Here is a 22188-nt window from a genome sequence, read left to right as displayed (position 1 = left end):
TTTTATGCTTTGCGGCTGGCGATCATCGAGGTGCCTGTCATTTCTTCCGGTTTAGGCAGACCCATCAAATCCAGAAGCGTTGGCGCCACATCCGCCAGGATGCCGCTTTCACGTAGTATAACATTCTCATCAGTTACAATGAAAGGAACCGGGTTCGTCGTGTGCGCAGTGAACGGACGGCCGTTCTCATCAAATACCATATCGGCATTCCCGTGGTCGGCGATAATGATGACGACGCCACCTTTTGCCTTAACGGCATCCACCACTTTGCCTACGCATTCGTCGGTGACTTCCACCGCTTTCTTCGTTGGCTCCAGCATGCCGGAATGGCCTACCATGTCCGGGTTCGCGAAGTTCAGAATGATCGCATCATGCTTATCGGACTCGATCTCCTTCACGGCAGCTTCAGCCACTTCATAAGCGCTCATTTCCGGCTTCAGGTCGTACGTGGCCACCTTCGGCGAGTTGATCAGCACACGCGTTTCGCCTGGCAGCTGAACATCACGTCCGCCGCTGAAGAAGAATGTGACGTGCGGGTATTTCTCCGTTTCGGCAATGCGAAGCTGAGTTTTCCCATGCTGTACAAGAACCTCGCCAAACGTATTGTCCAGATCCTTCGGCTTATAGGCTACATATCCCTCTACCGTCTCTGCGAACAGCGTCAGGCAGACAAAATGCAGACCTTGCGGGAACTTCGGCCCCCGGTCAAAGCCTTGGAAATCCTTGTTCGTAAATACGTTCGACAATTGAATCGCCCGGTCAGGACGGAAGTTCAGGAACACAACCGAATCGCCGGACTCGACAAGCGCGATCGGCTGGTCATGTCCGTCCACGATGACAGTCGGCATAACAAATTCATCGAAGACCGATTTCTCGTAGGATTCCGTCACGGCTGTGATCGGATCGGTGTATTTCGGCCCTTCGCCATATACCATGGCGCGGTAGGACTTCTCTACGCGATCCCAGCGTTTGTCGCGGTCCATTGCATAGTAGCGTCCTTGCACTGTGGCGATTTTGCCTACTCCGACTTCCTCGATTTTGGCAATGAGACGCTCGATGAAGCCTTTCGCACTGTCCGGAGCCACGTCGCGGCCATCCAGGAATGCGTGGATATAGACCTCGTTCATCTCTTCCTTCTTCGCCAGGTCGAGCATCGCGAACATATGGTCAATGTGGCTGTGTACGCCGCCGTCAGAGAGAAGCCCGTACAGATGCAGCTTCTTCCCGTTAGCCTTGGCGCTGCGCACGGCATCGACCAAAGTCTCGTTCTCGAAAAATTCGCCTTCACGGATCGACTTGGAAATCCGGGTCAAATCTTGGTACACGATGCGGCCTGCACCGATGTTCAAGTGACCTACCTCGGAGTTCCCCATCTGCCCTTCCGGCAGGCCTACCGCCTCGCCGCAAGCCGTCAGTGTCGTATTCGGATATTCCTTCAGGTAGCGGTCGTAGTTCGGCTTATAAGCCTGGGCAACCGCGTTGCCTTCCGTCGTATTCCGCAGGCCGAAGCCGTCCATGATGATGAGTGCTACAGGTCTTGGAGCTGCCATTTATTGCGCCCCCTCGACCAGTTGAATATACGAAGCAGGCTGCAGGCTGGCACCGCCGACAAGCGCGCCGTCGATGTCGCTTTCGCCCATATATTCCTTCACATTCTCAGGTTTTACGCTGCCGCCGTATTGAATACGGATTTTGCCGGCAACCTCTTCATTGTACAAATCTTTAACCAGGCTGCGGATGTAGGAAATCACTTCATTCGCATCCTGAGCCGTAGAGGATTTGCCCGTTCCGATCGCCCAGATCGGCTCGTAAGCGATAACCACTTGTGCGGCCTGCTCTGCGGACAATCCTTTGAGCGCCGCTTCGGTTTGCACCTTAACGACTTCCTTCGTTTGGCCAGCCTCGCGCTCCTCCAGCTTCTCGCCGACACAAGGAATCGGAGTCAAGCCATGCTTGAATGCAGCGTGAACTTTCTTATTCACGATTTCATCCGTCTCTCCGAAGTAAGCCCGGCGTTCGGAATGCCCGATAATGACATAATCGACGCCCAGATCCTTCAGCATTCCACCGCTGATTTCACCGGTAAATGCACCTTCATCTTCGAAATGCAGGTTTTGAGCACCAATTTTGATTTTCGTTCCTTTAGCCGCTTCGACCAAAGCTGGCAGATTCGTGAAAGGAGCGCAAATTACGCTCTCAACGCCTTCTACCTCCGCTTTGCCTTTCACCGCTTCGAAGAAAGCTTTTGCTTCAGGAACGGTTTTGAACATTTTCCAGTTCCCTGCAATGATCGGTGTTCTCATGCGGTTCACTCCTTATCTTTCACTGATAGTGTTACTTGTCGTTCAGAGCCACAACGCCTGGAAGCGCCTTGCCTTCCATGAATTCCAGGGAAGCGCCGCCGCCCGTGGAGATGTGGTCCATTTTATCCGCCAGGTTGAATTTCTCGGTTGCCGCTGCCGAGTCGCCGCCGCCGATAATCGTGTAGCCTTCCGTCGAAGCGCAAGCTTCTGCTACCTCGCGAGTACCGTTTGAGAAAATATCAATTTCAAATACGCCCATCGGTCCGTTCCATACAACCAGCTTGGAGTTCTTGATAATTTCCGCATACTTTGCGCGCGTCTTCGGTCCGATGTCCACGCCTTCCCAATCTGCAGGAATGCTGTCGATATCAACGACTTTATGGTTGGCATCCGCGCTGAAGTCATCCGCAACAACGATGTCTACCGGAAGCTCGAAGTTTTTGCCCAGCTTTTTCGCTTTCTCGATGAATCCGAGGGAAACGTCCAGCTTGCTCTCATCCAGCAGGGATTTACCGATCTCATAGCCTTGTGCTTTGAAGAAGGTATAAGTCAGGCCGCCGCCGATCAATACGTTGTCGGCAATGTTAAGCAGGTTGTCGATCACATCGATTTTGTCCTTAACCTTGGAACCGCCGATGATCGCTGTGAAAGGACGATCCGGATTGGACAATGCTTTGCCAAGAACAGCAAGCTCTTTCTCCATCAGCAGGCCGGATACGGCTGGCAGATGATGAGCGATGCCTTCCGTAGAAGCATGGGCACGGTGAGCCGCGCCAAACGCGTCATTAACGAACAGATCAGCCAGTTCGGCGAATTGCTTCGCAAGCTCGGGATCGTTTTTCTCTTCGCCTGGATAGAAGCGCACATTCTCCAGTACAAGTACATCGCCATTGTTCATGGCAGCTACTTGTGCTTTAACTGCTTCGCCGACAGCTTCGTCAGCTTTCGCTACTTTTTTGCCGAGCAATTCGGACAGGCGTTCTGCAGCCAGGTTCAGGCGCAGCGATTCAACCACTTGGCCTTTCGGGCGTCCCATATGGCTGGCAAGGATTACTTTCGCGCCTTTCTCCACCAAATAGTTAATGGTAGGCAGCGTCTCACGAATACGAGTATCATCGGAAATTTTACCATCCTGAACTGGGACGTTAAAATCGACGCGGACAAACACGCGTTTGCCGGTTACTTCCACATCACGTACACTTTTCTTGTTCATCTCCACGTTCCTCCTAAGGTATGCGGCTATGGCTTCAGGCCACTATACGCCACGGGTTCTCTTGAATGATTTCTCTCCTAAGCGGTGCTTGTATCTCTATAATTTGTGTGTGTGAATGTCGATTCTATAACTTCATGAACCAAAGAGGAGTCCTGCAGCCAGGTCGCTCCTCTTTGGTATATAGGGTGCTATATAACGGAATTACTTAGCTTTTTTAGCGAAGTACTCCAGCGTACGAACGAGTTGTGCTGTGTAGGACATTTCGTTGTCATACCAAGCTACAGTTTTAACCAGCTGCTTGTCGCCAACAGTAAGAACTTTAGTTTGCGTAGCGTCGAACAGGGAACCGAAAGTGATTCCTTTGATGTCGGAAGATACGATCTCGTCTTCTGTGTAGCCGTAAGTTTCTGGATCAGCAGCAGCTTTCATTGCTTCGTTAATCTCAGCAGCCGTTACGTTCTTCTCAAGAACAGTTACAAGCTCAGTCAGGGAACCTGTAGCTACAGGCACGCGTTGTGCTGCGCCGTCAAGTTTGCCTTGCAGTTCAGGGATAACCAGACCGATAGCTTTAGCTGCACCAGTCGTGTTAGGAATGATGTTCTCAGCAGCTGCGCGAGCACGACGGAAGTCGCCTTTCGCATGAGGAGCGTCAAGCGTGTTTTGGTCGCCTGTGTAAGCGTGGATTGTTGTCATCAAGCCTTCAACGATACCGAATTTGTCATTCAGAACCTTAGCCATTGGAGCCAAGCAGTTCGTCGTACAGGAAGCGCCGGAAATAACCGTCTCGGAGCCGTCAAGGATTTCATGGTTAACGTTGTAAACGATCGTTTTCATGTCACCTGTAGCTGGAGCGGAGATAACAACTTTCTTCGCGCCGCCTTTCAAGTGAAGCTCAGCTTTTTCTTTCGTGGTGAAGAAGCCTGTGCACTCCAGAACGATGTCCACGCCAAGCTCGCCCCAAGGAAGCTCTTCAGGGTTGCGGTTAGCCAGAACTTTAACTTCTTTGCCGTTCACTTTGAAGAAGCCGTCGTGAACTTCTACATCGCCTTCGAATCTGCCTTGAGTTGTATCATATTTCAACAGATGAGCCAACATTTTAGCGTCGGTCAAGTCATTAATCGCTACTACTTCGATGCCTTCTACGTTTTGAATACGACGGAAAGCAAGACGTCCAATACGTCCAAAACCGTTAATACCTACTTTTACACTCATTGATAGATCCTCCCAGTGTGTTTGTTTTTTTATTATTCAAGACCACCTGATAGGCAGTCATGAGTAAATAAGGTTAAACGATCAAATTGCGCTGTTCTGCTGTCTTTCTTTGTGCTCCAGTTCGCTCACGATGTCCATTGCCGCGGCTTCGTCCGTGACGAGAATGTCTTCATGTCCGAACTGCAGCACCGCGTGTATAGCTTTGGCCTTGCTTTTGCCGCCCGCGATTCCGATCACCGTGTCCGTCTTCCTGATGTCTTCCAGACGGAGTCCCAGGGTCAGCATTTTGTGAACAACTACGCCTTCTTCATCGAAATAGTATCCAAATGATTCTGCGACCGCGCCATCCTTCTGCAAGTCCTCGATCATCGCCGCGTCGAGCTTGCGGCGGCGGGCCATCTCCGTAGCATCCCCGATGCCGTGCACAACAATCCGCGCCTGGCGAATCGTACTCACGATATCCTGAATGTTCGGGTCGTGCACCAGTGACTGATACGCTTCCTTGCCGAGCAAATCAGGCACATGCAGCAATCGGTACCCTGCTCCAACCCGCTTAGCCATGCCAGAAGCAATCGTATTGGCCTGGATTTCCAGGCTCTCGCCGAGCCCTCCGCGCGCCGGAACGAACCAATTCTGCTTGAACGCTGCATTCGCCGGCGGATTCAGCTGTTCCGCTACCTCGGCCATCGTTGTGCCGCCTGTGACCGCTACGACGTCTCCGCCGCGCATAGCCCCGAGCAACGCTTTGGCACCTGCCAGACCGAGCTCCCGCTTCGTCAGCGGAGAGGTCTCCCAGTCTCCAGGAATGACCACAACTTTGCGCAATCCAAAGGCTTTGCGAATCCTCTCCTCCAAATTAGCGAGGCCGAATATTTCCTTTACGATCGGCTCCATATCCTCTAGCAGTTTCCTGCCCGAATCGCTAATCCTCATGCCTATATTCTCGATTTCAATCAGGCCTTGAGCCTTCAGGAGATCTGTTTCGGCACGCAGTACACGTTCCGTCATGTTTAGTGAAAGCGCCAAGGTTCTGCGACCAATCACATCCGATAACATGATCTGGTGAAGTATGGTATGCCTTTTTTTGAGAATTTCCATGAGATCTGGAAGAAGCTGCTTCTGCATTTCTAAAATATTTCGCATGCTTTCCACTCCTGCAAGCTTCGTCTTCCTCTCCATCTCCCTTGGCCTTAAAATGTCCCGGGTTAACGTTTTAAGTCCCACTGATATTTTAACCAATTTTGGTCCCAGTTGCAAGTGTGATGTCCCTATATTTCTCTATCTTCTGGAGGCTTATTCAATTATTTTCGATGAAATTCGCCAAGACATGAAAAACGGCGTTTTTATGACTTTTTTGCGGCAAGCCGGCAGCAGCATGCTAGCAATCTAGTTTGTTGATTTACAAAGAGTAGAGACGAGGGTATACTTAAATTTTCATCTAATTACAATTTTGGGAAATGTGGTGTATTCATTGCGTGTTCGGACAACATATATTCTTATCATTTGCCTGTTTTTTATAACCGGATGTACGGGTCAGCCCTCCCCTTCCGAATTGAACGACAGCGAACTCACCCTAAACATCGGCTACTTCTCAGAGAAGCAGTTCGAGAATAGATATTCATCCTTGCTGTCGATTGAATATCCGAAATTAAATTACAATGTAATACCGACAAGTGACTTAATAACGGAGAGGATATCCGTACAAGAATGGACTGCTGAGAACACTGTAGACCTAATCTACCTTCCGCCGGCTTATTTGCAATATTTGGCAAATAACGGATTTCTCCAGGAGCTTGATCCATACATACAAAAAACCTCCTTCTCTCTGGATACTTTCGTACCGAGCGCCGTAGAACTCATGAAGCAATATGGAGATGGCAAGCTATACGGGCTGGCCCCAACCTTCTATAGCCGGGCACTTGTATACAACTCTCGTTTATTTGACCAATATGGCGTTCCATATCCCAAGGATCAGATGACCTGGGAGGAAATCATTGATTTAGCCCATCAATTCCCCAAAGGCCTGACGCATTCTTACCCGTCGAACGCCCACTTTTTAATTAACGTTGGGCAAACCGAGAACCTCCAAGCCTACAATGAGGATACGAAGCAAATCACTTTGGACAGCTCCTCATGGGCAAATTTGCTGGAGCTTACTCTTGAGCCGCTAAGAACAGGTAACATTGCCCTTCATGATTTAAATGACAATTTATTTTTAACAGGCGAGTATGCCATGGGCATTATCACATACGAAGAATTGATTCAGCTGGAGCAGCAAGGCTCGGATCTGGAATGGAAGCTGGTGACCATGCCAACCCATCCATCGGAGCCGGATTCAAGCCACCACTATGGGTTGGACGGCATGTGGGCGATCCCTGCCAGCTCGACCGAAAGCGATGCAGCCTGGGAATTAATCCGTTTCTTTATGTCAGATCAAACTGCCAAGTGGTCGTATCGTTCCGTTTATGGCTTTTCTTCACTCACGGCTTACACTTCCATGGGGCAGAGCACCTCAGATATAGAAGCCTTCTACAAGCTTAGACCCGCATATCGTACAAGCCCGGTTCCAAGCACCATTTATGAGCTTCTAAATGAAGCGATAGAACAGGCCATCACCGGTAATGCAACAGCAGAACAGGCTTTAGCTGAAATCGCGAAGAAAGAAATTCAATAACTGTACCGACTCTGCAATTAGGTTGATGTAATCGGGAAGCATCAAGAACTTATTTCTCTGGAGGCAAATACGCCCAGGATTATGCATCAGATAGCTGGTAATAAATAGGGCGGGTCTATCCCGCCCTATTCTTCACTTACAAGGAGGAACATACATATGCCCATAAAACGCGGACTGTTCATACCTTTACTTCTTATCATCGTTTTTTCGTCACTTACAGGCTGCCAAAGGCCCCAGCAGGTTCAACCGATTACGATCAAAGTCAGCTATCCGTCTGCACAGCAGTTCTATAAAATGTTCGGCTTTGCTTTCCAGAAGTCGCATCCCTATATTGAAATCCAGGTCATCCAGGATGAACCCGGAACGGACGGTGGCAGCTTCGATGCAGAGGCTGATGTAATCTATATAAACGGAATGGACCAATACAAAGCAGCAATAGAGCAAGGTAAGCTTAGACAGATCCCTCCGCCCCTATTAAATCCATCAACGAACGAAGGAGATCTCTCGCCAATCGTTACCGCACTACTTAGCTCAGCTTCCGAGGACGGCCGCTACTATGCGTTAGCTCCTACTTTTCATAGCGAAGCGCTATATTTCAACAAGAAGCTGTTTGATGAATATAATATTGCTTATCCGTACGACGGAATGAGCTGGAGCGATGTATTTGCTCTGGCGCAGCGATTTCCTACTGAAGATAAAGAAGGCAACCGCTTGTACGGCATCCAAATGAATTATTACAAGAACGTGACGATGAACTATATCCTTAAAGCCGGGGAGACGGAGAACTTGTCTTATTTCGATCCCCATACCATGAAAGTAACAATGAATACCGAACACTGGAAATCGATCTGGTCCAACGCGGTTCAGGCTTTCCGTGCAGGTGTCGTTTATGACCTAGGAGAAGAGCTTGATTCAATGAAGCATCCCGCATTCTTGACAGAGGATGCGGCAATGACTGTGAGCTCCAATGTTCTCGCTTATAACTTCGAGCCCTTCTCCCATTTTGAAGGCGGTACAATGCTTGACTGGGGAGTGGTTAGCGCGCCTATTGACCCGCTGAATCCTGACACCTCCAACTTTTATGAGATCTTTGACTTTTTTGGCGTCTCTTCAATTTCAGAGCATCCGGAAGAAGCGCTTGAACTCGTCAAATTCATTGCTGGTGATGCTCTCAACAGCCGTCTGCTGGCTCAGAAACAGCCCAATTACGGCTTGCCGGCCGTAACCGAATATGTCCACCCGGTAACCGGGCATGATCTCTCTCCCCTTTATTCGCTTCAGGCTAACCCCGATTACATCGACCCGTATACCCAGGTCGACGCCAATGTGCTGGATGCTTTTCAATCTGCCGCTCAATCCGTGCTGGATCGGCTCCTGCAAAATGAGCTGACGCTGGAGGAAGCGCTCGCGGAGGCGGAGCTGCGTGGCCAAGAGGCGGTCGATACAACACTCGCCGAGCTTGAGCTGAAGCAGTAAAGCGCAAAGTAAATACAGGCCGCCAACACGTTTCGGCCGAGTTTGTCCCGCTAGGCAGTCTCTCAACCCGCAGTATGGCTCTTGGGGGCAGACGGACATGCCGTCTACACACGTGTTGGCGCAGAATAAAATTTGCCACTTGAAATTTGTCCCCCGATGCCATATAATCATTTTTGTTACGCTAAATTTGCGCCCGTGGTCCAATGGATATGACGTAGGCCTCCGGAGCCTGAGATCGAGGTTCGATTCCTCGCGGGCGCGCCATCTAAATTTCAACCTTCAAACGCGCAAAGCCTTAAATAAGGCTTTTTTTATTTTTCTACAGCACGCAAGCAGCGTTCTTATTACTGTCAGAACCGGAACGGATCATGAATGCACCAAACCAAGTGGTGCTTTTTCTTTTTTTATAGTTTGACCATCTTTGACTTTCTACTTAAAATTGTTTATGATGAGGTTAATAATTCTCGATTTCGTCAATTATGAGATTGATTGAATCGATACATGAATCTATATTACAATGGAGGCTATACTGCTCGCTTCGCGATTGGCCCGGCCTTTATCGAAGAGACGCTAGTAGGAGCTCGAACCAATCTAAGGAGGTTTTATCGGTGAGTTATATTCCAATGGTCGTTGAACAAAGCAACCGCGGAGAACGCGCATACGACATTTATTCCAGACTGCTGAAAGACCGTATTATCTTCCTTGGTAGCGGAGTGAATGACGTCGTTGCCAACTCCATCATCGCGCAAATGCTATTCCTGGATGCAGAAGACCCAGGCAAAGATATTCATTTGTACATTAATAGCCCTGGCGGCTCAATTACCGCAGGGATGGCGATTTATGATACGATGCAATTTATTAAATCAGACGTATCGACGATTTGTGTCGGACTGGCTGCTTCTATGGGCGCTTTCCTGCTGAACGCAGGCGCGAAAGGCAAGCGTTATGCGCTGCCTAACAGCGAGATCATGATCCATCAGCCGCTAGGCGGTGCGGAAGGACAAGCGACGGACATCGAAATCCGGGCTCGCCGCATCCTGAAAATGCGCGATAAACTGAATCATATTCTTGCGGAGCGTACTGGACAGCCGTTGGAGCGGATTGAGAAGGATACGGACCGCGATTACTTTATGAGCGCTGCCGAAGCAATGGAATATGGCATTGTGGACAAAGTGATTGAGAAAGTCACTCCTGCTGGAGTGTAACGATTGTAAATAAGGCTGTCTTCCAAGCATAGCTTGGAGGACAGTCTTTCTTGCAATTAGGGTGCTAGGTGTAAAGGAGACCAGAGAAATGAGCCATAACCGAACGAACAAACAATATGACGTCAGCCACAGCCTGGGCCAGGTTGCCATGGGGGCAGAGCCCGCCGATCTGGTCGTCACTAACGGTACGCTGGTGAACGTATACACCGGCGAACTGATCGAGAACACGGATGTAGCCATCAAGCATGGCCGCATTGCTTATGTAGGCCATGCCTTACATACAATAGGAGCTAGTACGCAGGTGATCGACGCCGCTGGCCGGTATATTTCACCAGGTCTGCTGGATGGACATATGCACGTTGAAAGTACGATGCTGTCTGTCACCGAATTCTCCAAAGCGGCGCTAGCCAAAGGAACCACTGCTATATTTATGGATCCGCATGAAATCGCCAACGTATTCGGAACGGAAGGGGTCCGCCTCATGCATGAAGAAGGCCGCGGTTTGCCACTGAAGGTATACACCACCTTCCCTTCCTGTGTTCCGTCTACGACGGATCTCGAGGATGCCGGCGCCGAGCTGCATGTCGACGACATCGCAGAGGGCATGACCTGGGACGGTGTTGCGGGCTTGGGCGAGGTGATGAACTTCCCCGGCGTCGTGCATGGCGAACCGAAAATGACCGGGGAAATCAAAGCCACCATGGAAGCCGGCAAAGCGGTCACCGGCCACTTCCCTAGCGACGACGAGCAGCAGCTTCAGGCCTACATTGCCGCGGGTGTGACCTCCTGTCACGAGACGGTTACAAGAGAGCAAGGCTTGGCTAAGCTAAGGCTCGGCATGCATCTGATGATCCGCGAGGGCTCCGCCTGGCATGACGTCAAGGAGGTTATCAAGGTCGTCACTGAAGATCGTGTAAGAACCGACAACATTATGCTTGTTACCGATGACGTCTACCCGGAAACGCTGGTTGAGAAGGGACATCTCAACCATGTTGTCCGCCGTGCTATAGAGGAAGGTGTTGACCCGGTTACCGCTATTCAGATGGGGACGATCAACACAGCTCGCTACTTCAAGCTCGATGGCGATATCGGCGGAATCGCCCCGGGCAAATGCGCCGATCTGCTGCTTATCGATGATTTGCGGCAAATGGAGCCTTCCAGCGTTATTACGAACGGCGAACTGGTCTATGATCGCGGCAGACTGATAGCTCAGTTTCCCAGCTATGTCTATCCGGAGAAAATACGGCAATCGGTTCATTTAGCCCGCCCGCTTACTGCAGCGGACTTCCTGCTGAGCAGCCGAAGCCAGGGAACAAGCACCAAGGTGCATCTCATCCAAGCAATCGAGAACAGCGCCCGCACGGCGAAGGCAACAGCGACGCTGCAGGTCTCCGGCGGCATTATCCAGCTTGACCCTAAGCAGGATATCGTACAGCTGGCGTGCATTGAGCGTCATCATGGCACCGGACAAATCTCTCTGGCCTTCGCCCAGGGCTTCCAATTGAGAAGCGGAGCGGTTGCTTCTACAGTGGCCCATGACAGCCACAACCTGCTCGTCATGGGAACGAATGCAGAGGATATGGCTCTCGCAGCCAATGAGCTAGCCCGGCTTGGCGGTGGCATGATTGCGGTGGAGAACGGCCAAGTCCTCGCCTCGGTGCCTATGGTCATCGCCGGCTTGATGTCCGATCAGCCGCTGGAGACTGTAACCAGGGAAGTGAAGCAGCTTGCTGCGGCCTGGCAGCAGTTGGGCTGTCCATTGAATGCACCGTTCATGACCTTCTCGCTGATCGCCCTGCCGGTCATTCCGGAGATCCGCATTTCAAATCGCGGTCTGGTTGACGTCACCGAGTTCAAGCTTATTCCTGTAGAAATTATTGAATGATAGAAGAGTAAATTTAAGGAGGCAATCCCATGAAAGTAGACATATGGTCAGACTTTGCTTGCCCATTCTGCTATATCGGCAAACGCAAATTCGAAGCAGCCCTGAAGCAATTCCCTCATGGCGACCAAGTCCAAGTTGGCTTCCGCAGCTTCGAGCTCGCGCCCGATGCCGAGAAGAAGACCGGCAAGGATATTAACACGGTGCTGGCCGAGAAATACGGCATGCCCTACGAACGAGCCAAACAAATGAATGAGCAAGTCACTATGCAAGCCGCTGAAGTCGGGCTGGAGTACCACATGGATAACGTCATCCCCACGAACACCCATGATGCCCATCAATTGACGCAGTTCGCCAAACAGCATGGCAAAGGAAACGAGCTGGCCGAACGGTTGTTCCAAGCTTATTTCACGGAAGGTCTTGATCTCGGCGACCATCCTACGCTTGCCCGGCTATCGGCCGAAGTAGGCCTCAACGAACAGGAGGCTCTTCGCGTTCTTGAGGAAGGCGCCTTCGATTCCGCAGTAATCGGCGAACTCCAGCAGGGCGCTCGTCTTGGAATTACCGGTGTTCCTTTTTTTGTCTTCAACGATAAATACGCCGTATCCGGCGCGCAGCCAAGCGGAACATTCCTGGAAGTGCTTGAGCAGGTGTGGCAGGAAGAACAGCAGCAGCCATTGCAAGTGATTTCTGGCCAGGCTGGCGGAAATTCGGACACAGGCCCGAATTCCGACCCCTCCTGCTCGGACGGCTCTTGCTCCGTTTAGGAGCTCATCCAGAACTGACAAAAGCTCCCCTCATCACAGGCAGGTTAAATACCCGTCCTTATGAGGGGAGCTTTTTCGTAACCATAGAATTGTTCCACTATCGCAAAACATAATAGTATTATTTGTGTCTCGTGAAATCAAACGGATTCGTACCTGAAGGCAGCAGCTGCGAGAAAGGAAAATAGAACTCCGGAAATCCGTTCACATAAGGCAAATACTCATACAACGGGAAAAAGATGACGACACCCTCGTCCTTGACGTAATACGACGGATTCGGGCCAATCGTCTTGAAATTGCCGAAATAGCCCTGCGTCTGCTGTAATTGCTGAGCTATGGCAGGATCGACGATCTGGCGATAATTCGGATTCGCCCGCAGCAGCTCGTCAAGCGTTAGCCGCTTGCCGTCCTTCAGCCGAAAGGTCAGCCCTTCCCGGTAGCTGTTTCCATGTGCTCCCCCGGTGTAAGCATAGGTCTGCTCATAGAGGCTCAGAATGCAATTCTTGTTATAGGTGACCGTATAGTTAGCCAGAAATTCATACTTATTCCCGCTTGGGGAAGGCTGGTTCTGCTTTGCTTCCTTAACGGATTTCTTCACGAAATCCTCCGCGCGGGCTGTGAAGTACGAATTAAGCTTCCGTTGGACCGATTTGCTCTTCAAACCGCTTATATGGGGATATTCCGCTTTAATCGATGCCCCTGGCAAGGACTTCGTTATTGTTCGCGTCTCGACTTTAACCCCTTGTTCGGCAGCTGCTGTTGCTTGGGTTGTCCCTGCGAATGGTGTCTGCTTGGCTTGAACTCCCATTCCCAGAGCCCCATCCTCTGCGCCAACGTTGCCTTCAAGCAGCATTCCCGCCGATAACAACACGGCCGCGAGCAGGCCTAACCCAATCCGGCAGTTCTTCCACATCATCATCTTTGCCTCACCTCTTTCCTTGGATAGTCGAATTATGTCCCTCTTCCAGCAAAATCATGCCCAACATCCGATTAAGCGTATGAGACCACAAAAAAAGCGAAGCGCAAATGCGCCTCGCTGTTGTAAATTATTGTTGCCAATCGATGGCCGTTATTCCCGTCCGCTCTTCAGCTCTGTCCAGTAACGGTCGTAGAGCTGCAGCTTATCCCCAACGTCGCCAAGCCATTCTGTGCGGGACAGCTCATCCGCAGAAAGGTTGATCATCGTATCGGCATTATATTCGTCGCTATGGAACTCCTTCGCCTTGATATTCGGATCGCTATAGCCGATCGACTCGTAGTTCTTCGCGCTTACTTCAGGCTCCAGCATGTAGTTGATGAACTTCTCTGCCAGCTCCTTGTTCTTCGCATCCTTCGGAATCGCATAATTATCGGCCCAGATCGTACCGCCTTCTTTAGGCACAACATATGCTACGTCCGGATTGTCACTGGCAATCACGGAAGCATCGCCCGACCAGACTGTGCCAATCCAGCCCTCTTCCTGGATCATTTTATTCTTAATATTATCCGTATCAAAAGCAAGCACGCTTGGCAGCAGCTGCTTCAAGTCGTCCACCGCAGCGCCGATTTCTGCTTCGTCTGTCGAGCTGTTCGATTTGCCGGCTTTTTTCAGAGCCATCCCGATCACTTCGCGGTTATCGTCCAGCAGCAACACCTTTCCTTTGTAAGCCGGGTTCCACAGATCTTCCCAGCTGTCGATCTCGTCCTTGATGTATTTCTTGTTGTATGCAATTCCCGTCACGCCGGTCATATAAACGATGGAATACTTGTTGCCCGGGTCGAACACAGGATCCTTAAACGCAGGATCGATGTTCTCGAAGTTCGGGATGTTCTCCATGTTCAGCGGTGCCAGCAGCCCCTCTTTAATCATGGTGTCGACCATATAGTCGGAAGGCTGAATCAAGTCGTAACCGCTGCCGCCCGTTTTGATCTTCGCAAGCAGATCCTCGTTGTTGGCAAACACGTCATATACAATTTTTACGTTATATTCTTTTTCAAAATCAGCGAGTACGTCGGCGTCAAAGTTATCCGCCCAGCTGTAGATGTTCAACGTTTCCTTGCCAGATGATCCGCATCCGGACAAGAGGGAAATAACTAACATGCTCGCCAGCAGTACGCCGGCCCATCTCATTTTTTTCAATTCTTTGATCTCCTCTCTTTAATAACCTATTATAAGTTGGACAGTTGAGAAGGATGTAGGGCAAGTACGTAAATTGCTCCTACGATCGCTGTTGTTCCCGGATTTCTTGGAGTATATAAATTCATATGAGGCAGAAATCCGATCACAAAGCCGAGTCACAAGCTTATGCTTCCGAAGCAGCTTTCCTTCAGAAAGCTTTCATTTCTTCGGAATCATTTTTCTCCCTTGCCTGCATCCATTCTTTAATTAATCTTATTTACTTTAATCATGTTCAAAAAGTCAACTTTTCAGTGCATTACCTCTCATTAGAATGGGAGGAGGGATTTTTTCTTTTGCCCTTTGCCCCGATTCAACGCATATTGCGCCAGTAAAATCAATGTGACGCTGACGATGATCAGAATGGTACACAACGCATTAATTTCCGGGGAAATACCCCGTTTTACTTGCCCGTAAATATAGATCGGCAGCGTCGTCGAGCTAGGCCCGCTGACGAAGAAGCTCACCATAAAATCATCCAAGGACAACGTAAAGGCGATAAGCGCACCAGCCACGATACCAGGCATGATTTGCGGAAATGTGACATAACGGAACGTCTGCCACGCATCCGCCCCCAAGTCGTTCGCTGCTTCCTCCAGCTGCTTCCCCATGTCCGCCAGCCTCGTGCTGACCACAACGTAAACATAGGACATGCTAAACGTAATATGGGCTAGAATAATCGTCAGCTTGCCCATCGGAATATGGAACTGGGTGAACAGGACAAGCAAGGATAATCCCATAATAATATCCGGAATGATGATCGGCAGGTAGAGCAGACCGCCCATCCCGGCCCGCATCTTGCGGTTCAACTTTCTCATCGACAGCGCGGCCATCGTTCCCAGAATGGTAGATGCTACAGTGGATACCGCAGCAACGATTAAGCTGTTGCTCAGCGCCTCGATGACCCGGCGGTTTTTAAACAAAGAGAAATACCAGTCCAGCGTGAAGCCGCTCCAGTCGGCAGCCAGACGCGAACTATTAAAGGAATATGCAATTATAAAAGCGATCGGCACGTAAATAAACACCATCATCAGCAGCGAATGAAAGCCGAGCAATGGATGCGTCTTCGTCTTCATCAGCGCCCCTCCTTTACTTTGAGGTGCCTGGAAGTCATTGCTTTGTTAAACAGCGCGATCATAATCAACGACGTGATCACAAAAATGATCGACAGCGCCGAACCGAACGGCCAATCCCTCGCTCCCGAGAATTGCGCCTGAATGACGTTGCTGATCATCGCCGATTTCGCGCCGCCCAGAATGTCCGTTACAACGAACATTCCCGTGGTAGAGACATAGACCAGCACCGAACCCGTCATGATGCCGGATCTGGTCTGCGGCACCGTAATGTGCCAGAACGACTTCCATGGCGATGCGCCAAGGTCGCTGGCCGCCTCCAGCAGCTTTTTGTCCATTTGTTCCAGCGCAACATAGATCGGCAGCACCATAAAGGGAATAAACGTATAGACCATACCAAGCAGAACGGCTCCCCGCGTATACAGCAGCTGCAGCGGCTCGTGAATCAGTCCGATATCGATCAGCAAATTGTTGACGACGCCCTGCGTGCGAAGCAGTAGAACCCAGGCATAGGTGCGAATCAGGAAGTTGATCCAGAACGGAATTGTCACCAGAATCAGTCCCCAGGTCTGTCTTCTCGGTCCAGCATTGGCAATATAATAAGCTAGCGGATAGCTCAGCAGCAGACAGATCACCGTCGTCATGACGGACAGTACGATCGTATCCCAATATATCCCCAAATACAGCGGATCGAAAAAGCGGGCATAAGCATCCAAGCTGAAGCCGGCTACGACGCCGCCAACCTGGTCACGGCCCATAAACGACATGCCGACAACAATAAGCATCGGAATGAGCATAAAAACGCCCAGCCATAACACCACCGGCAGTACCGACAGGCTCGATTTCCTCATGGCCCGATTACCACCTCGTCCTCGGCATTCCAGTCTACTCCTACCTTGTCGCCGATGCTCCAAGGACGATCATCCGTAATATCAAATATGATGGACACCGTCATCGGCTCGTTATCCAACTGAACGATCAGCTTGTGAATGCTGCCCAGGTAGAGCACATCCATGACCTCTCCGCTGCGCTTCGAGCCTTCCACCTGCCTACTCGCCCGTAATTTCTCCGGACGCACAGCAAATAGCCGCCCATCGCTGGAGAAAATGTTATTCTCTCCTACAAAGGTGGCGGAGAACAGGGTGGCTGGCTTAGCATAAATTTCACGCGGCGTGCCGATTTGTTCCACTTGTCCGTTATTCATAATCACGATCCGGTCGGACAGCATCATCGCTTCCTCCTGGTCGTGGGTGACGTATACAAACGTAATCCCCAAGCTGCGCTGCAATTGCTTCAGCTCGGATTGCAGATTCTTGCGAAGCTGCAAATCAAGGGCGCTCAGCGGCTCGTCCAGCAGCAGGACCTTCGGCTTGTTCGCAATCGCCCGGGCGATCGCTACGCGCTGCTGCTGTCCGCCGGACAGCTGATGCGGATAACGCTTGATCAGCGGAGTCAGCTGGGTCATCGTAACCGCTTCCTCAACCCGCTGGCGCTGCTCCTTGGACGGTATTTTCTTCATTTTCAGTCCAAATGCGATATTATCCTCTACCGTCATATGCGGGAATAATGCATAGTGCTGGAATACCAGGTTCAAATCCCGGCGGTTCGGAGGCAGATCGGTCAAGTCCTTGCCGTCCAGCATAATTTTGCCGCTTGTCGGATGCTCGAACCCGGCGATCATGCGTAAAATCGTCGTCTTGCCGCAGCCGCTCGGGCCCAGCAGGGTTAGGAACTCCCCCTCTTGTATGGTGAGCGATAGCGGATGCACAACGACTTGTCCTGCAAAGCTTTTCTCAACTTCGGACAGTTCAATCATGTATGCACCAACTCCTTTAAGTCTACTAAGAAAAAAAAGCCATATCCATTGGTATGGCTTTTAACAGGTCAGTCGATTCATTTTTTGCATATTCACTATACCTTGTTTTGTCCCTAGATACAACACTTTTCTAGGCCGTTTGGCAGAACTAGAGGAAGTTTTGTGAAGGTTTTTCGTGAATTCGGCTCATTAAAAAAGCCGCGATGCCGCTGTCCTTGGACAGATTCCCGCATCACGGCCCTGGTACAAGGCCCTAGAGGCTTCCAGATTATTTCATCTCGTACATCACAGAGAGTGTTGTCTTTACACTGATTTCTCCCGGCTCGATGGAGGTTCTCTGATCCATGGATGCCTTCTCCGCTACGGCGAAGCTCACATTCATATAAGGCGCGTAATCGTTGCTGGCCTGAGTGACGCTCAGCACAACACCGACTTGGCGTTTGGCGGCCTTGGCAATTGCGGCGGCTTTCATGTCCGCATTAGCCATCGCCTTCTCGATCACCTGCTCCTGATATTGATCGGGATTCTCGGTGGAGAAGCGGACATTGTCAATGCGGTTAGCCCCTGCCTTCGTAATTTCGTCCAGCAGTTGGCCTACCTTCTCCAGATCGCGGTAAGTAATCGACAGTGTATGGTAAGCGGAATAGCCCTTGACCTTCTGGCCTTCCTTCTCGGAATAACTGTAGTTCGGCTGCACGGAGAACTGGCCTGTCTTCATATCCTTTGTATCCAGCTTCCACGTATCCTTGAGCAGCGCGTTCACCTTGGCCATCTGGGCTGCATTTTGGCTCTGCGCCTCCTTCGCCGTAGCCGCCTGTGTCTCTACCCCTACGGAAATATACGCTACGTCCGGCTTAATCATAATTTCACCGCTGCCAGTGACGTTGATGACATTGCGCTGCGCCTCATTGTCAGCGTATACAGGCTGTGCCATATCCAGTCCCCCGCCAATCCAAGTTCCTCCAACCACTAATGCACTTGCGATCACAACTGCGCCAATCGGCTTGAACCATTTTTTCATTAGTAATGACCTCCAATATAGGGTGAGTTTAACTACTAAACGACGGCTCATATGCAAATGTTGCAGCAATGGATTCATTCTTTTGGAAAAATATGATCCTGGGCCATTTCAATTTAAAAAGGGATGACTTCGCGGCAGGAACCCCGAAATCATCCCTTCAAGAACACTGGCATAAACCCTATTACTGGTTCTCCAGTTCCTCTTTGCTAACCAGATTAATTAAAGCGTTTGCGGCTTGCTCCGCGTCTGCGCCATCCGCACTGATGTAGATTTCCGTTCCGGTGCTAATGGCAAGGCTCATAATACCCATGATACTTTTAGCATTTACTTTTTTATCGTCTTTCTCAACAAATATTTCAGATGAGTATTTATTCGCTTCCTGGACGAAAAGCGCTGCCGGCCGAGCGTGTAGACCCGTTTTCAATCGAACAGTTACCGGGTGTTTGATCATGAAACCTTACCCCCTATTACGAATTCAATAGCATGTTGTAGAACTATGTGATCATGGTAAATTTATATCATTATATCATATACAGACTGTAACAGACTAGCTATAGGCCTGTACCCCCGCGAATTTTTTCCGCCAGCTCATCGATTTTCCGCAGTCTGTGGTTAACGCCTGACTTGCTGACCTTGCTTTTGAGCAGCTCCCCGACCTCTTTGAGGTTCATATCGGGATGAGCGAGACGCACTTCCGCAACCTCGCGCAGCTTCTCCGGAAGGTTCTCAAGTCCCACTTCTTTCTCCAAGAGCCTGATATTTTCGATCTGCCTGACGGCCGCTCCGATCGTTTTATTCAAGTTCGCCGTTTCGCAGTTCACGATCCGGTTGACCGAGTTGCGCATATCGCGCATGATACGCACATCCTCGAATTTGAATAACGCCTGGTGGGCACCGATAATGTTCAGCAGCTCGATAATCTTCTCTCCCTCTTTGATGTAGAAAATAAAGCCCTTCTTACGTTCGATGCATCGCGCATTCAGATGAAATTCATTAGCGAGCTCCACCAGGGCCTTGCAGTGCTCCTCATACATGGAGGCGATCTCCAGATGATACGAGGAGCCCTCCGGGTTATTAACGGAGCCTCCCGCCATGAACGCCCCGCGCAGGTAGGCCCGTTTACAACAGTTTTTCCGGGTCAATTCTGGATTAATCCCCGGCGTAAAAATAAAACCTTCAGACACGATGTTCAACGTCTTCAGTATTTCCTGAACCTTGGCCGGAATTCGTACGATATAGACATTATTTTTCTTAAGCCGCATTTTCTTGCGTACAAGCAGTTCCGTATGAACCTGAAAGTGCTTCTTCAGTAAGGAATAAATTCGCCTTGCTATCGCGGCGTTTTCCGTAGAGATGTCCAGAACAACCTTCTTGTTCGAAACCTGTACCGAGCCATTCATCCGGATTAACGCGGACAGCTCGGCCTGCTCGCAGCAGGAATCAGCCTCGACCATCGTTAGTTCCTTTTTGGTTTGCGCCGCAAACGACAAGGATCTCACCTCTTTCGTAAATTCCAGTTTTGCACCAATTGGTAAATATGCTGACTCAATTTGTCGGCATCATGGCGCAAATAGCGACGGAACAACACGAGCGTGTCGGCAATGACTTTGTAGCCACGGCCCGTAACGACATCCCAGTCGACCTCGACCGGCTTAGCGCCTTGCTCGGCATAGAAATCCTGAACCTGAGTCGGAATTTCGCCGTCATTGACGATGACATAATCAAATAAATGATGGCCTACGTGATCGTAAATGGCCTGGAGATGGTCGCTTACCGCATAGTTATCCGTCTCGCCAGGCTGGGTCATGACGTTGCAGACAAAAATTTTGATCGCGTTCTTGTTGGACAGAACCGCTTCCGTCAGCTTCGGAACGAGCAGATTCGGAATAATGCTCGTGTATAGGCTGCCCGGGCCGATCAGAATGGCATCAGCCTCGCGAATCGCCTCGCACGCCTCCGGCAGCGGCTCGACCTCCTCCGGCTCCAGGAAAATTCGCTTGATCTTCCCCCGGGCCTCGGGAATCTTCGATTCCCCGGTCACGATCGTCCCGTCCTCCATCTCCGCATGCAGCACCACCGCCTGATCGGCGGCGGGAAGCACGCGGCCGCGTACCGCGAACACGCGGCTCAGCTCCCGGACGGCCGTGACGAAATCTCCGGATATATCCGTAATTGCCGCTAGTATTAAATTGCCCAGACTATGCCCTGCTAGTCCAGAACCGTTGGAAAAACGGTAGCTAAGCATATTCGACAGCAATGGTTCTACGTCCGCAAGCGCGGTCAATACGTTACGAATGTCGCCGGGAGGCGGCATATGCAGCTCATTCCGGAGAATCCCGGAGCTTCCCCCATCATCGGCGACGGTAACAATGGCCGTGATATCGAGCGGTTTTTCCTTTAACCCGCGAAGCATGACGGATAGGCCGGTTCCACCGCCCATCACTACGATTCGCGGAACTTTCGTATCGTTAGCTCGATTCATCGTCTTGATTCACCCTCTTAATGCCGGTCTCGGCCCTCATCCCTATGGCTTACGCGAACCGTCTCCGTTTCACTAGTTCCGAGCATCCGGCCCAAATATTCGGCAATGGCGACCGAACGGTGCTTCCCTCCGGTACAGCCAATGGCGATAATGACCTGGCTTTTTCCCTCTTTATGGTATTGAGGCAGCAGAAAATGCAGCATGTCTAACAGTTTTGTCAGGAAGGACTGTGTCTCCGGCCACTTCATAACATAATCATATACATCACTGTCTTGTCCGGTGTGTGGACGAAGCTGCTCAATATAATGAGGGTTTGGCAAAAACCGGACGTCAAAAACTAAATCGGCGTCGATCGGTATGCCGTATTTAAATCCGAAGGAAGTGATGTTTACGGATAAATGATTGCTCTCCAAATGAGAAAAGCGGGAAATGATCTTCTCTTTAAGCTGGGCAGGCTTGATATTGCTCGTATCGATGACCTGGGTGGCAGAAAGTTTCAGCTCCTCTAGCATTTTGCGCTCAAGCCGGATGCCGTCGAGCGGCATGCCGTCCGGTGCAAGCGGGTGGCGGCGGCGGCTTTCCTTATAGCGCTGCACCAGCACGGAATCGGTCGCATCCAGGAATAAAATTTCACAATTAATTGTAAAATGATCTTTTACATAGCCAAGCGACTCAGATAAAGCAGTAAAAAACTCCCGGCCGCGCAGGTCGATGACCAGTGCCACCTTGGCGATTTTCCCATTCGATTGCTCGATCAGCTCAGCGAATTTGGGGATGAGTACTGGAGGCAAATTGTCCACGCAGAAGAATCCTAGATCTTCCAGGCTCCTAACGGCGAGCGACTTCCCTGCGCCCGACATGCCTGTAATGATAATCAAATTGGCTACTGAAGCTTTCTCCTTGTCTGACATG

The 22188-nt window shown here is 50.5% G+C and carries 20 protein-coding genes and 1 tRNA gene; 6 read left to right on the top strand and 15 right to left on the bottom strand.

The genetic code is table 11. The features are described 5' to 3' along the window. Positions 1 to 2 precede the first annotated feature (2 nt). From gpmI to QNH46_RS00965, 5 genes are all read right to left on the bottom strand, one after another. Positions 3 to 1550 carry a 2,3-bisphosphoglycerate-independent phosphoglycerate mutase gene (gpmI, locus tag QNH46_RS00985; RefSeq protein ID WP_283926531.1) on the bottom strand — a complete coding sequence of 516 codons (1548 nt, stop codon included), beginning with the start codon at positions 1548 to 1550 and terminating at the stop codon, positions 3 to 5. Beyond that, complete coding sequence (gene tpiA, locus QNH46_RS00980) at positions 1551 to 2303, bottom strand: triose-phosphate isomerase (protein ID WP_283926530.1); 753 nt, start codon at positions 2301 to 2303, stop codon at positions 1551 to 1553. It lies immediately after the preceding gene. A gap of 31 nt (positions 2304 to 2334) precedes the next feature. Beyond that, the gene (locus tag QNH46_RS00975; protein WP_283926529.1) at positions 2335 to 3516 is read right to left on the bottom strand and encodes a phosphoglycerate kinase; all 1182 of its coding nucleotides are present in this window, start codon (positions 3514 to 3516) and stop codon (positions 2335 to 2337) included. Between the two features lie 201 nt (positions 3517 to 3717). Continuing rightward, positions 3718 to 4728 (bottom strand): type I glyceraldehyde-3-phosphate dehydrogenase, encoded by a 1011-nt coding sequence (gene gap, locus QNH46_RS00970; protein ID WP_055105504.1) that lies wholly within the window; start codon positions 4726 to 4728, stop codon positions 3718 to 3720. Positions 4729 to 4809: 81 nt separating this feature from the next. Further along, positions 4810 to 5871: a sugar-binding transcriptional regulator gene (locus QNH46_RS00965; RefSeq protein WP_283926528.1), complete on the bottom strand. Its 1062-nt coding sequence runs from the start codon at positions 5869 to 5871 to the stop codon at positions 4810 to 4812. A gap of 409 nt (positions 5872 to 6280) precedes the next feature. On the opposite strand from QNH46_RS00965, the gene QNH46_RS00960 reads away from it, so the two are divergent. The 6 genes from QNH46_RS00960 (at position 6281) to QNH46_RS00935 (ending at position 12732) form a co-directional block, all read left to right on the top strand. Then, positions 6281 to 7402, top strand: a complete 1122-nt coding sequence (locus tag QNH46_RS00960) for an extracellular solute-binding protein (protein ID WP_283926527.1) — start codon at positions 6281 to 6283, stop codon at positions 7400 to 7402. A 156-nt stretch (positions 7403 to 7558) separates the two neighbouring features. Beyond that, positions 7559 to 8878 (top strand): ABC transporter substrate-binding protein, encoded by a 1320-nt coding sequence (locus tag QNH46_RS00955; RefSeq protein ID WP_213594748.1) that lies wholly within the window; start codon positions 7559 to 7561, stop codon positions 8876 to 8878. 189 nt (positions 8879 to 9067) lie between these two features. Then, positions 9068 to 9142: transfer RNA gene (locus tag QNH46_RS00950), tRNA-Arg, on the top strand. Positions 9143 to 9486: 344 nt separating this feature from the next. After that, a complete protein-coding gene (gene clpP, locus QNH46_RS00945) occupies positions 9487 to 10083 on the top strand; it encodes an ATP-dependent Clp endopeptidase proteolytic subunit ClpP (protein WP_213594750.1) in 597 nt (198 codons plus the stop codon). A gap of 88 nt (positions 10084 to 10171) precedes the next feature. Further along, entirely contained in the window at positions 10172 to 11968 is a 1797-nt protein-coding gene (gene ade, locus QNH46_RS00940; RefSeq protein ID WP_283926526.1) for an adenine deaminase, read from the top strand. A 29-nt stretch (positions 11969 to 11997) separates the two neighbouring features. Beyond that, the gene (locus tag QNH46_RS00935) at positions 11998 to 12732 is read left to right on the top strand and encodes a DsbA family oxidoreductase (protein ID WP_283926525.1); all 735 of its coding nucleotides are present in this window, start codon (positions 11998 to 12000) and stop codon (positions 12730 to 12732) included. Between the two features lie 118 nt (positions 12733 to 12850). Here the strand turns inward: QNH46_RS00935 and QNH46_RS00930 are convergent, their stop codons facing one another. The 10 genes from QNH46_RS00930 to rapZ all read right to left on the bottom strand — a co-directional run bounded on the left by QNH46_RS00930 (position 12851) and on the right by rapZ (position 22187). After that, complete coding sequence (locus tag QNH46_RS00930) at positions 12851 to 13648, bottom strand: DUF3298 and DUF4163 domain-containing protein (RefSeq protein WP_283926524.1); 798 nt, start codon at positions 13646 to 13648, stop codon at positions 12851 to 12853. Positions 13649 to 13798: 150 nt separating this feature from the next. After that, entirely contained in the window at positions 13799 to 14848 is a 1050-nt protein-coding gene (locus QNH46_RS00925; RefSeq protein ID WP_283926523.1) for an ABC transporter substrate-binding protein, read from the bottom strand. A 305-nt stretch (positions 14849 to 15153) separates the two neighbouring features. Then, a complete protein-coding gene (locus tag QNH46_RS00920; RefSeq protein ID WP_213594758.1) occupies positions 15154 to 15960 on the bottom strand; it encodes an ABC transporter permease in 807 nt (268 codons plus the stop codon). Further along, positions 15960 to 16808 carry an ABC transporter permease gene (locus QNH46_RS00915; protein WP_283926522.1) on the bottom strand — a complete coding sequence of 283 codons (849 nt, stop codon included), beginning with the start codon at positions 16806 to 16808 and terminating at the stop codon, positions 15960 to 15962. Before QNH46_RS00915 ends, QNH46_RS00920 begins: the two co-directional genes overlap by 1 nt. Continuing rightward, positions 16805 to 17773: an ABC transporter ATP-binding protein gene (locus QNH46_RS00910; protein WP_213594763.1), complete on the bottom strand. Its 969-nt coding sequence runs from the start codon at positions 17771 to 17773 to the stop codon at positions 16805 to 16807. The genes QNH46_RS00915 and QNH46_RS00910 overlap by 4 nt, the downstream gene beginning before the upstream one ends. Before the next feature lie 268 nt (positions 17774 to 18041). Further along, positions 18042 to 18794, bottom strand: a complete 753-nt coding sequence (locus tag QNH46_RS00905) for an SIMPL domain-containing protein (RefSeq protein WP_283926521.1) — start codon at positions 18792 to 18794, stop codon at positions 18042 to 18044. Positions 18795 to 18975: 181 nt separating this feature from the next. Beyond that, positions 18976 to 19245, bottom strand: coding sequence for an HPr family phosphocarrier protein (locus tag QNH46_RS00900; protein ID WP_019640181.1), 270 nt, complete (start codon positions 19243 to 19245; stop codon positions 18976 to 18978). A gap of 100 nt (positions 19246 to 19345) precedes the next feature. Next, positions 19346 to 20284 carry a DNA-binding protein WhiA gene (gene whiA / locus QNH46_RS00895; RefSeq protein ID WP_213594767.1) on the bottom strand — a complete coding sequence of 313 codons (939 nt, stop codon included), beginning with the start codon at positions 20282 to 20284 and terminating at the stop codon, positions 19346 to 19348. A gap of 5 nt (positions 20285 to 20289) precedes the next feature. Next, positions 20290 to 21276 (bottom strand): gluconeogenesis factor YvcK family protein, encoded by a 987-nt coding sequence (locus tag QNH46_RS00890; protein WP_283926520.1) that lies wholly within the window; start codon positions 21274 to 21276, stop codon positions 20290 to 20292. Between the two features lie 17 nt (positions 21277 to 21293). After that, positions 21294 to 22187 (bottom strand): RNase adapter RapZ, encoded by an 894-nt coding sequence (rapZ, locus tag QNH46_RS00885; protein ID WP_283926519.1) that lies wholly within the window; start codon positions 22185 to 22187, stop codon positions 21294 to 21296. Position 22188: the final 1 nt, after the last annotated feature.

The organism is Paenibacillus woosongensis, assembly GCF_030122845.1.
In the GTDB taxonomy this organism is placed as follows: Bacteria; Bacillota; Bacilli; order Paenibacillales; family Paenibacillaceae; genus Fontibacillus; species Fontibacillus woosongensis_A.
The sequence above is the reverse complement of the archived record's forward strand: the minus strand, read 5'-3'. Positions and strand labels throughout refer to the sequence as shown.

What these genes read in the sequence shown, in the direction of transcription:
- gpmI (WP_283926531.1), bottom strand. Translation starts at nt 1,550, where the DNA reads ATGGCAGCTCCAAGACCTGTAGCACTCATCATCATGGACGGCTTCGGC.
- tpiA (WP_283926530.1), bottom strand. Translation starts at nt 2,303, where the DNA reads ATGAGAACACCGATCATTGCAGGGAACTGGAAAATGTTCAAAACCGTT.
- QNH46_RS00975 (WP_283926529.1), bottom strand. Translation starts at nt 3,516, where the DNA reads ATGAACAAGAAAAGTGTACGTGATGTGGAAGTAACCGGCAAACGCGTG.
- gap (WP_055105504.1), bottom strand. Translation starts at nt 4,728, where the DNA reads ATGAGTGTAAAAGTAGGTATTAACGGTTTTGGACGTATTGGACGTCTT.
- QNH46_RS00965 (WP_283926528.1), bottom strand. Translation starts at nt 5,871, where the DNA reads ATGCGAAATATTTTAGAAATGCAGAAGCAGCTTCTTCCAGATCTCATG.
- QNH46_RS00955 (WP_213594748.1), top strand. Translation starts at nt 7,559, where the DNA reads ATGCCCATAAAACGCGGACTGTTCATACCTTTACTTCTTATCATCGTT.
- ade (WP_283926526.1), top strand. Translation starts at nt 10,172, where the DNA reads ATGAGCCATAACCGAACGAACAAACAATATGACGTCAGCCACAGCCTG.
- QNH46_RS00935 (WP_283926525.1), top strand. Translation starts at nt 11,998, where the DNA reads ATGAAAGTAGACATATGGTCAGACTTTGCTTGCCCATTCTGCTATATC.
- QNH46_RS00930 (WP_283926524.1), bottom strand. Translation starts at nt 13,648, where the DNA reads ATGATGATGTGGAAGAACTGCCGGATTGGGTTAGGCCTGCTCGCGGCC.
- QNH46_RS00920 (WP_213594758.1), bottom strand. Translation starts at nt 15,960, where the DNA reads ATGAAGACGAAGACGCATCCATTGCTCGGCTTTCATTCGCTGCTGATG.
- QNH46_RS00915 (WP_283926522.1), bottom strand. Translation starts at nt 16,808, where the DNA reads ATGAGGAAATCGAGCCTGTCGGTACTGCCGGTGGTGTTATGGCTGGGC.
- QNH46_RS00910 (WP_213594763.1), bottom strand. Translation starts at nt 17,773, where the DNA reads ATGATTGAACTGTCCGAAGTTGAGAAAAGCTTTGCAGGACAAGTCGTT.
- QNH46_RS00905 (WP_283926521.1), bottom strand. Translation starts at nt 18,794, where the DNA reads ATGAAAAAATGGTTCAAGCCGATTGGCGCAGTTGTGATCGCAAGTGCA.
- QNH46_RS00900 (WP_019640181.1), bottom strand. Translation starts at nt 19,245, where the DNA reads ATGATCAAACACCCGGTAACTGTTCGATTGAAAACGGGTCTACACGCT.
- QNH46_RS00890 (WP_283926520.1), bottom strand. Translation starts at nt 21,276, where the DNA reads ATGAATCGAGCTAACGATACGAAAGTTCCGCGAATCGTAGTGATGGGC.
- rapZ (WP_283926519.1), bottom strand. Translation starts at nt 22,187, where the DNA reads ATGTCAGACAAGGAGAAAGCTTCAGTAGCCAATTTGATTATCATTACA.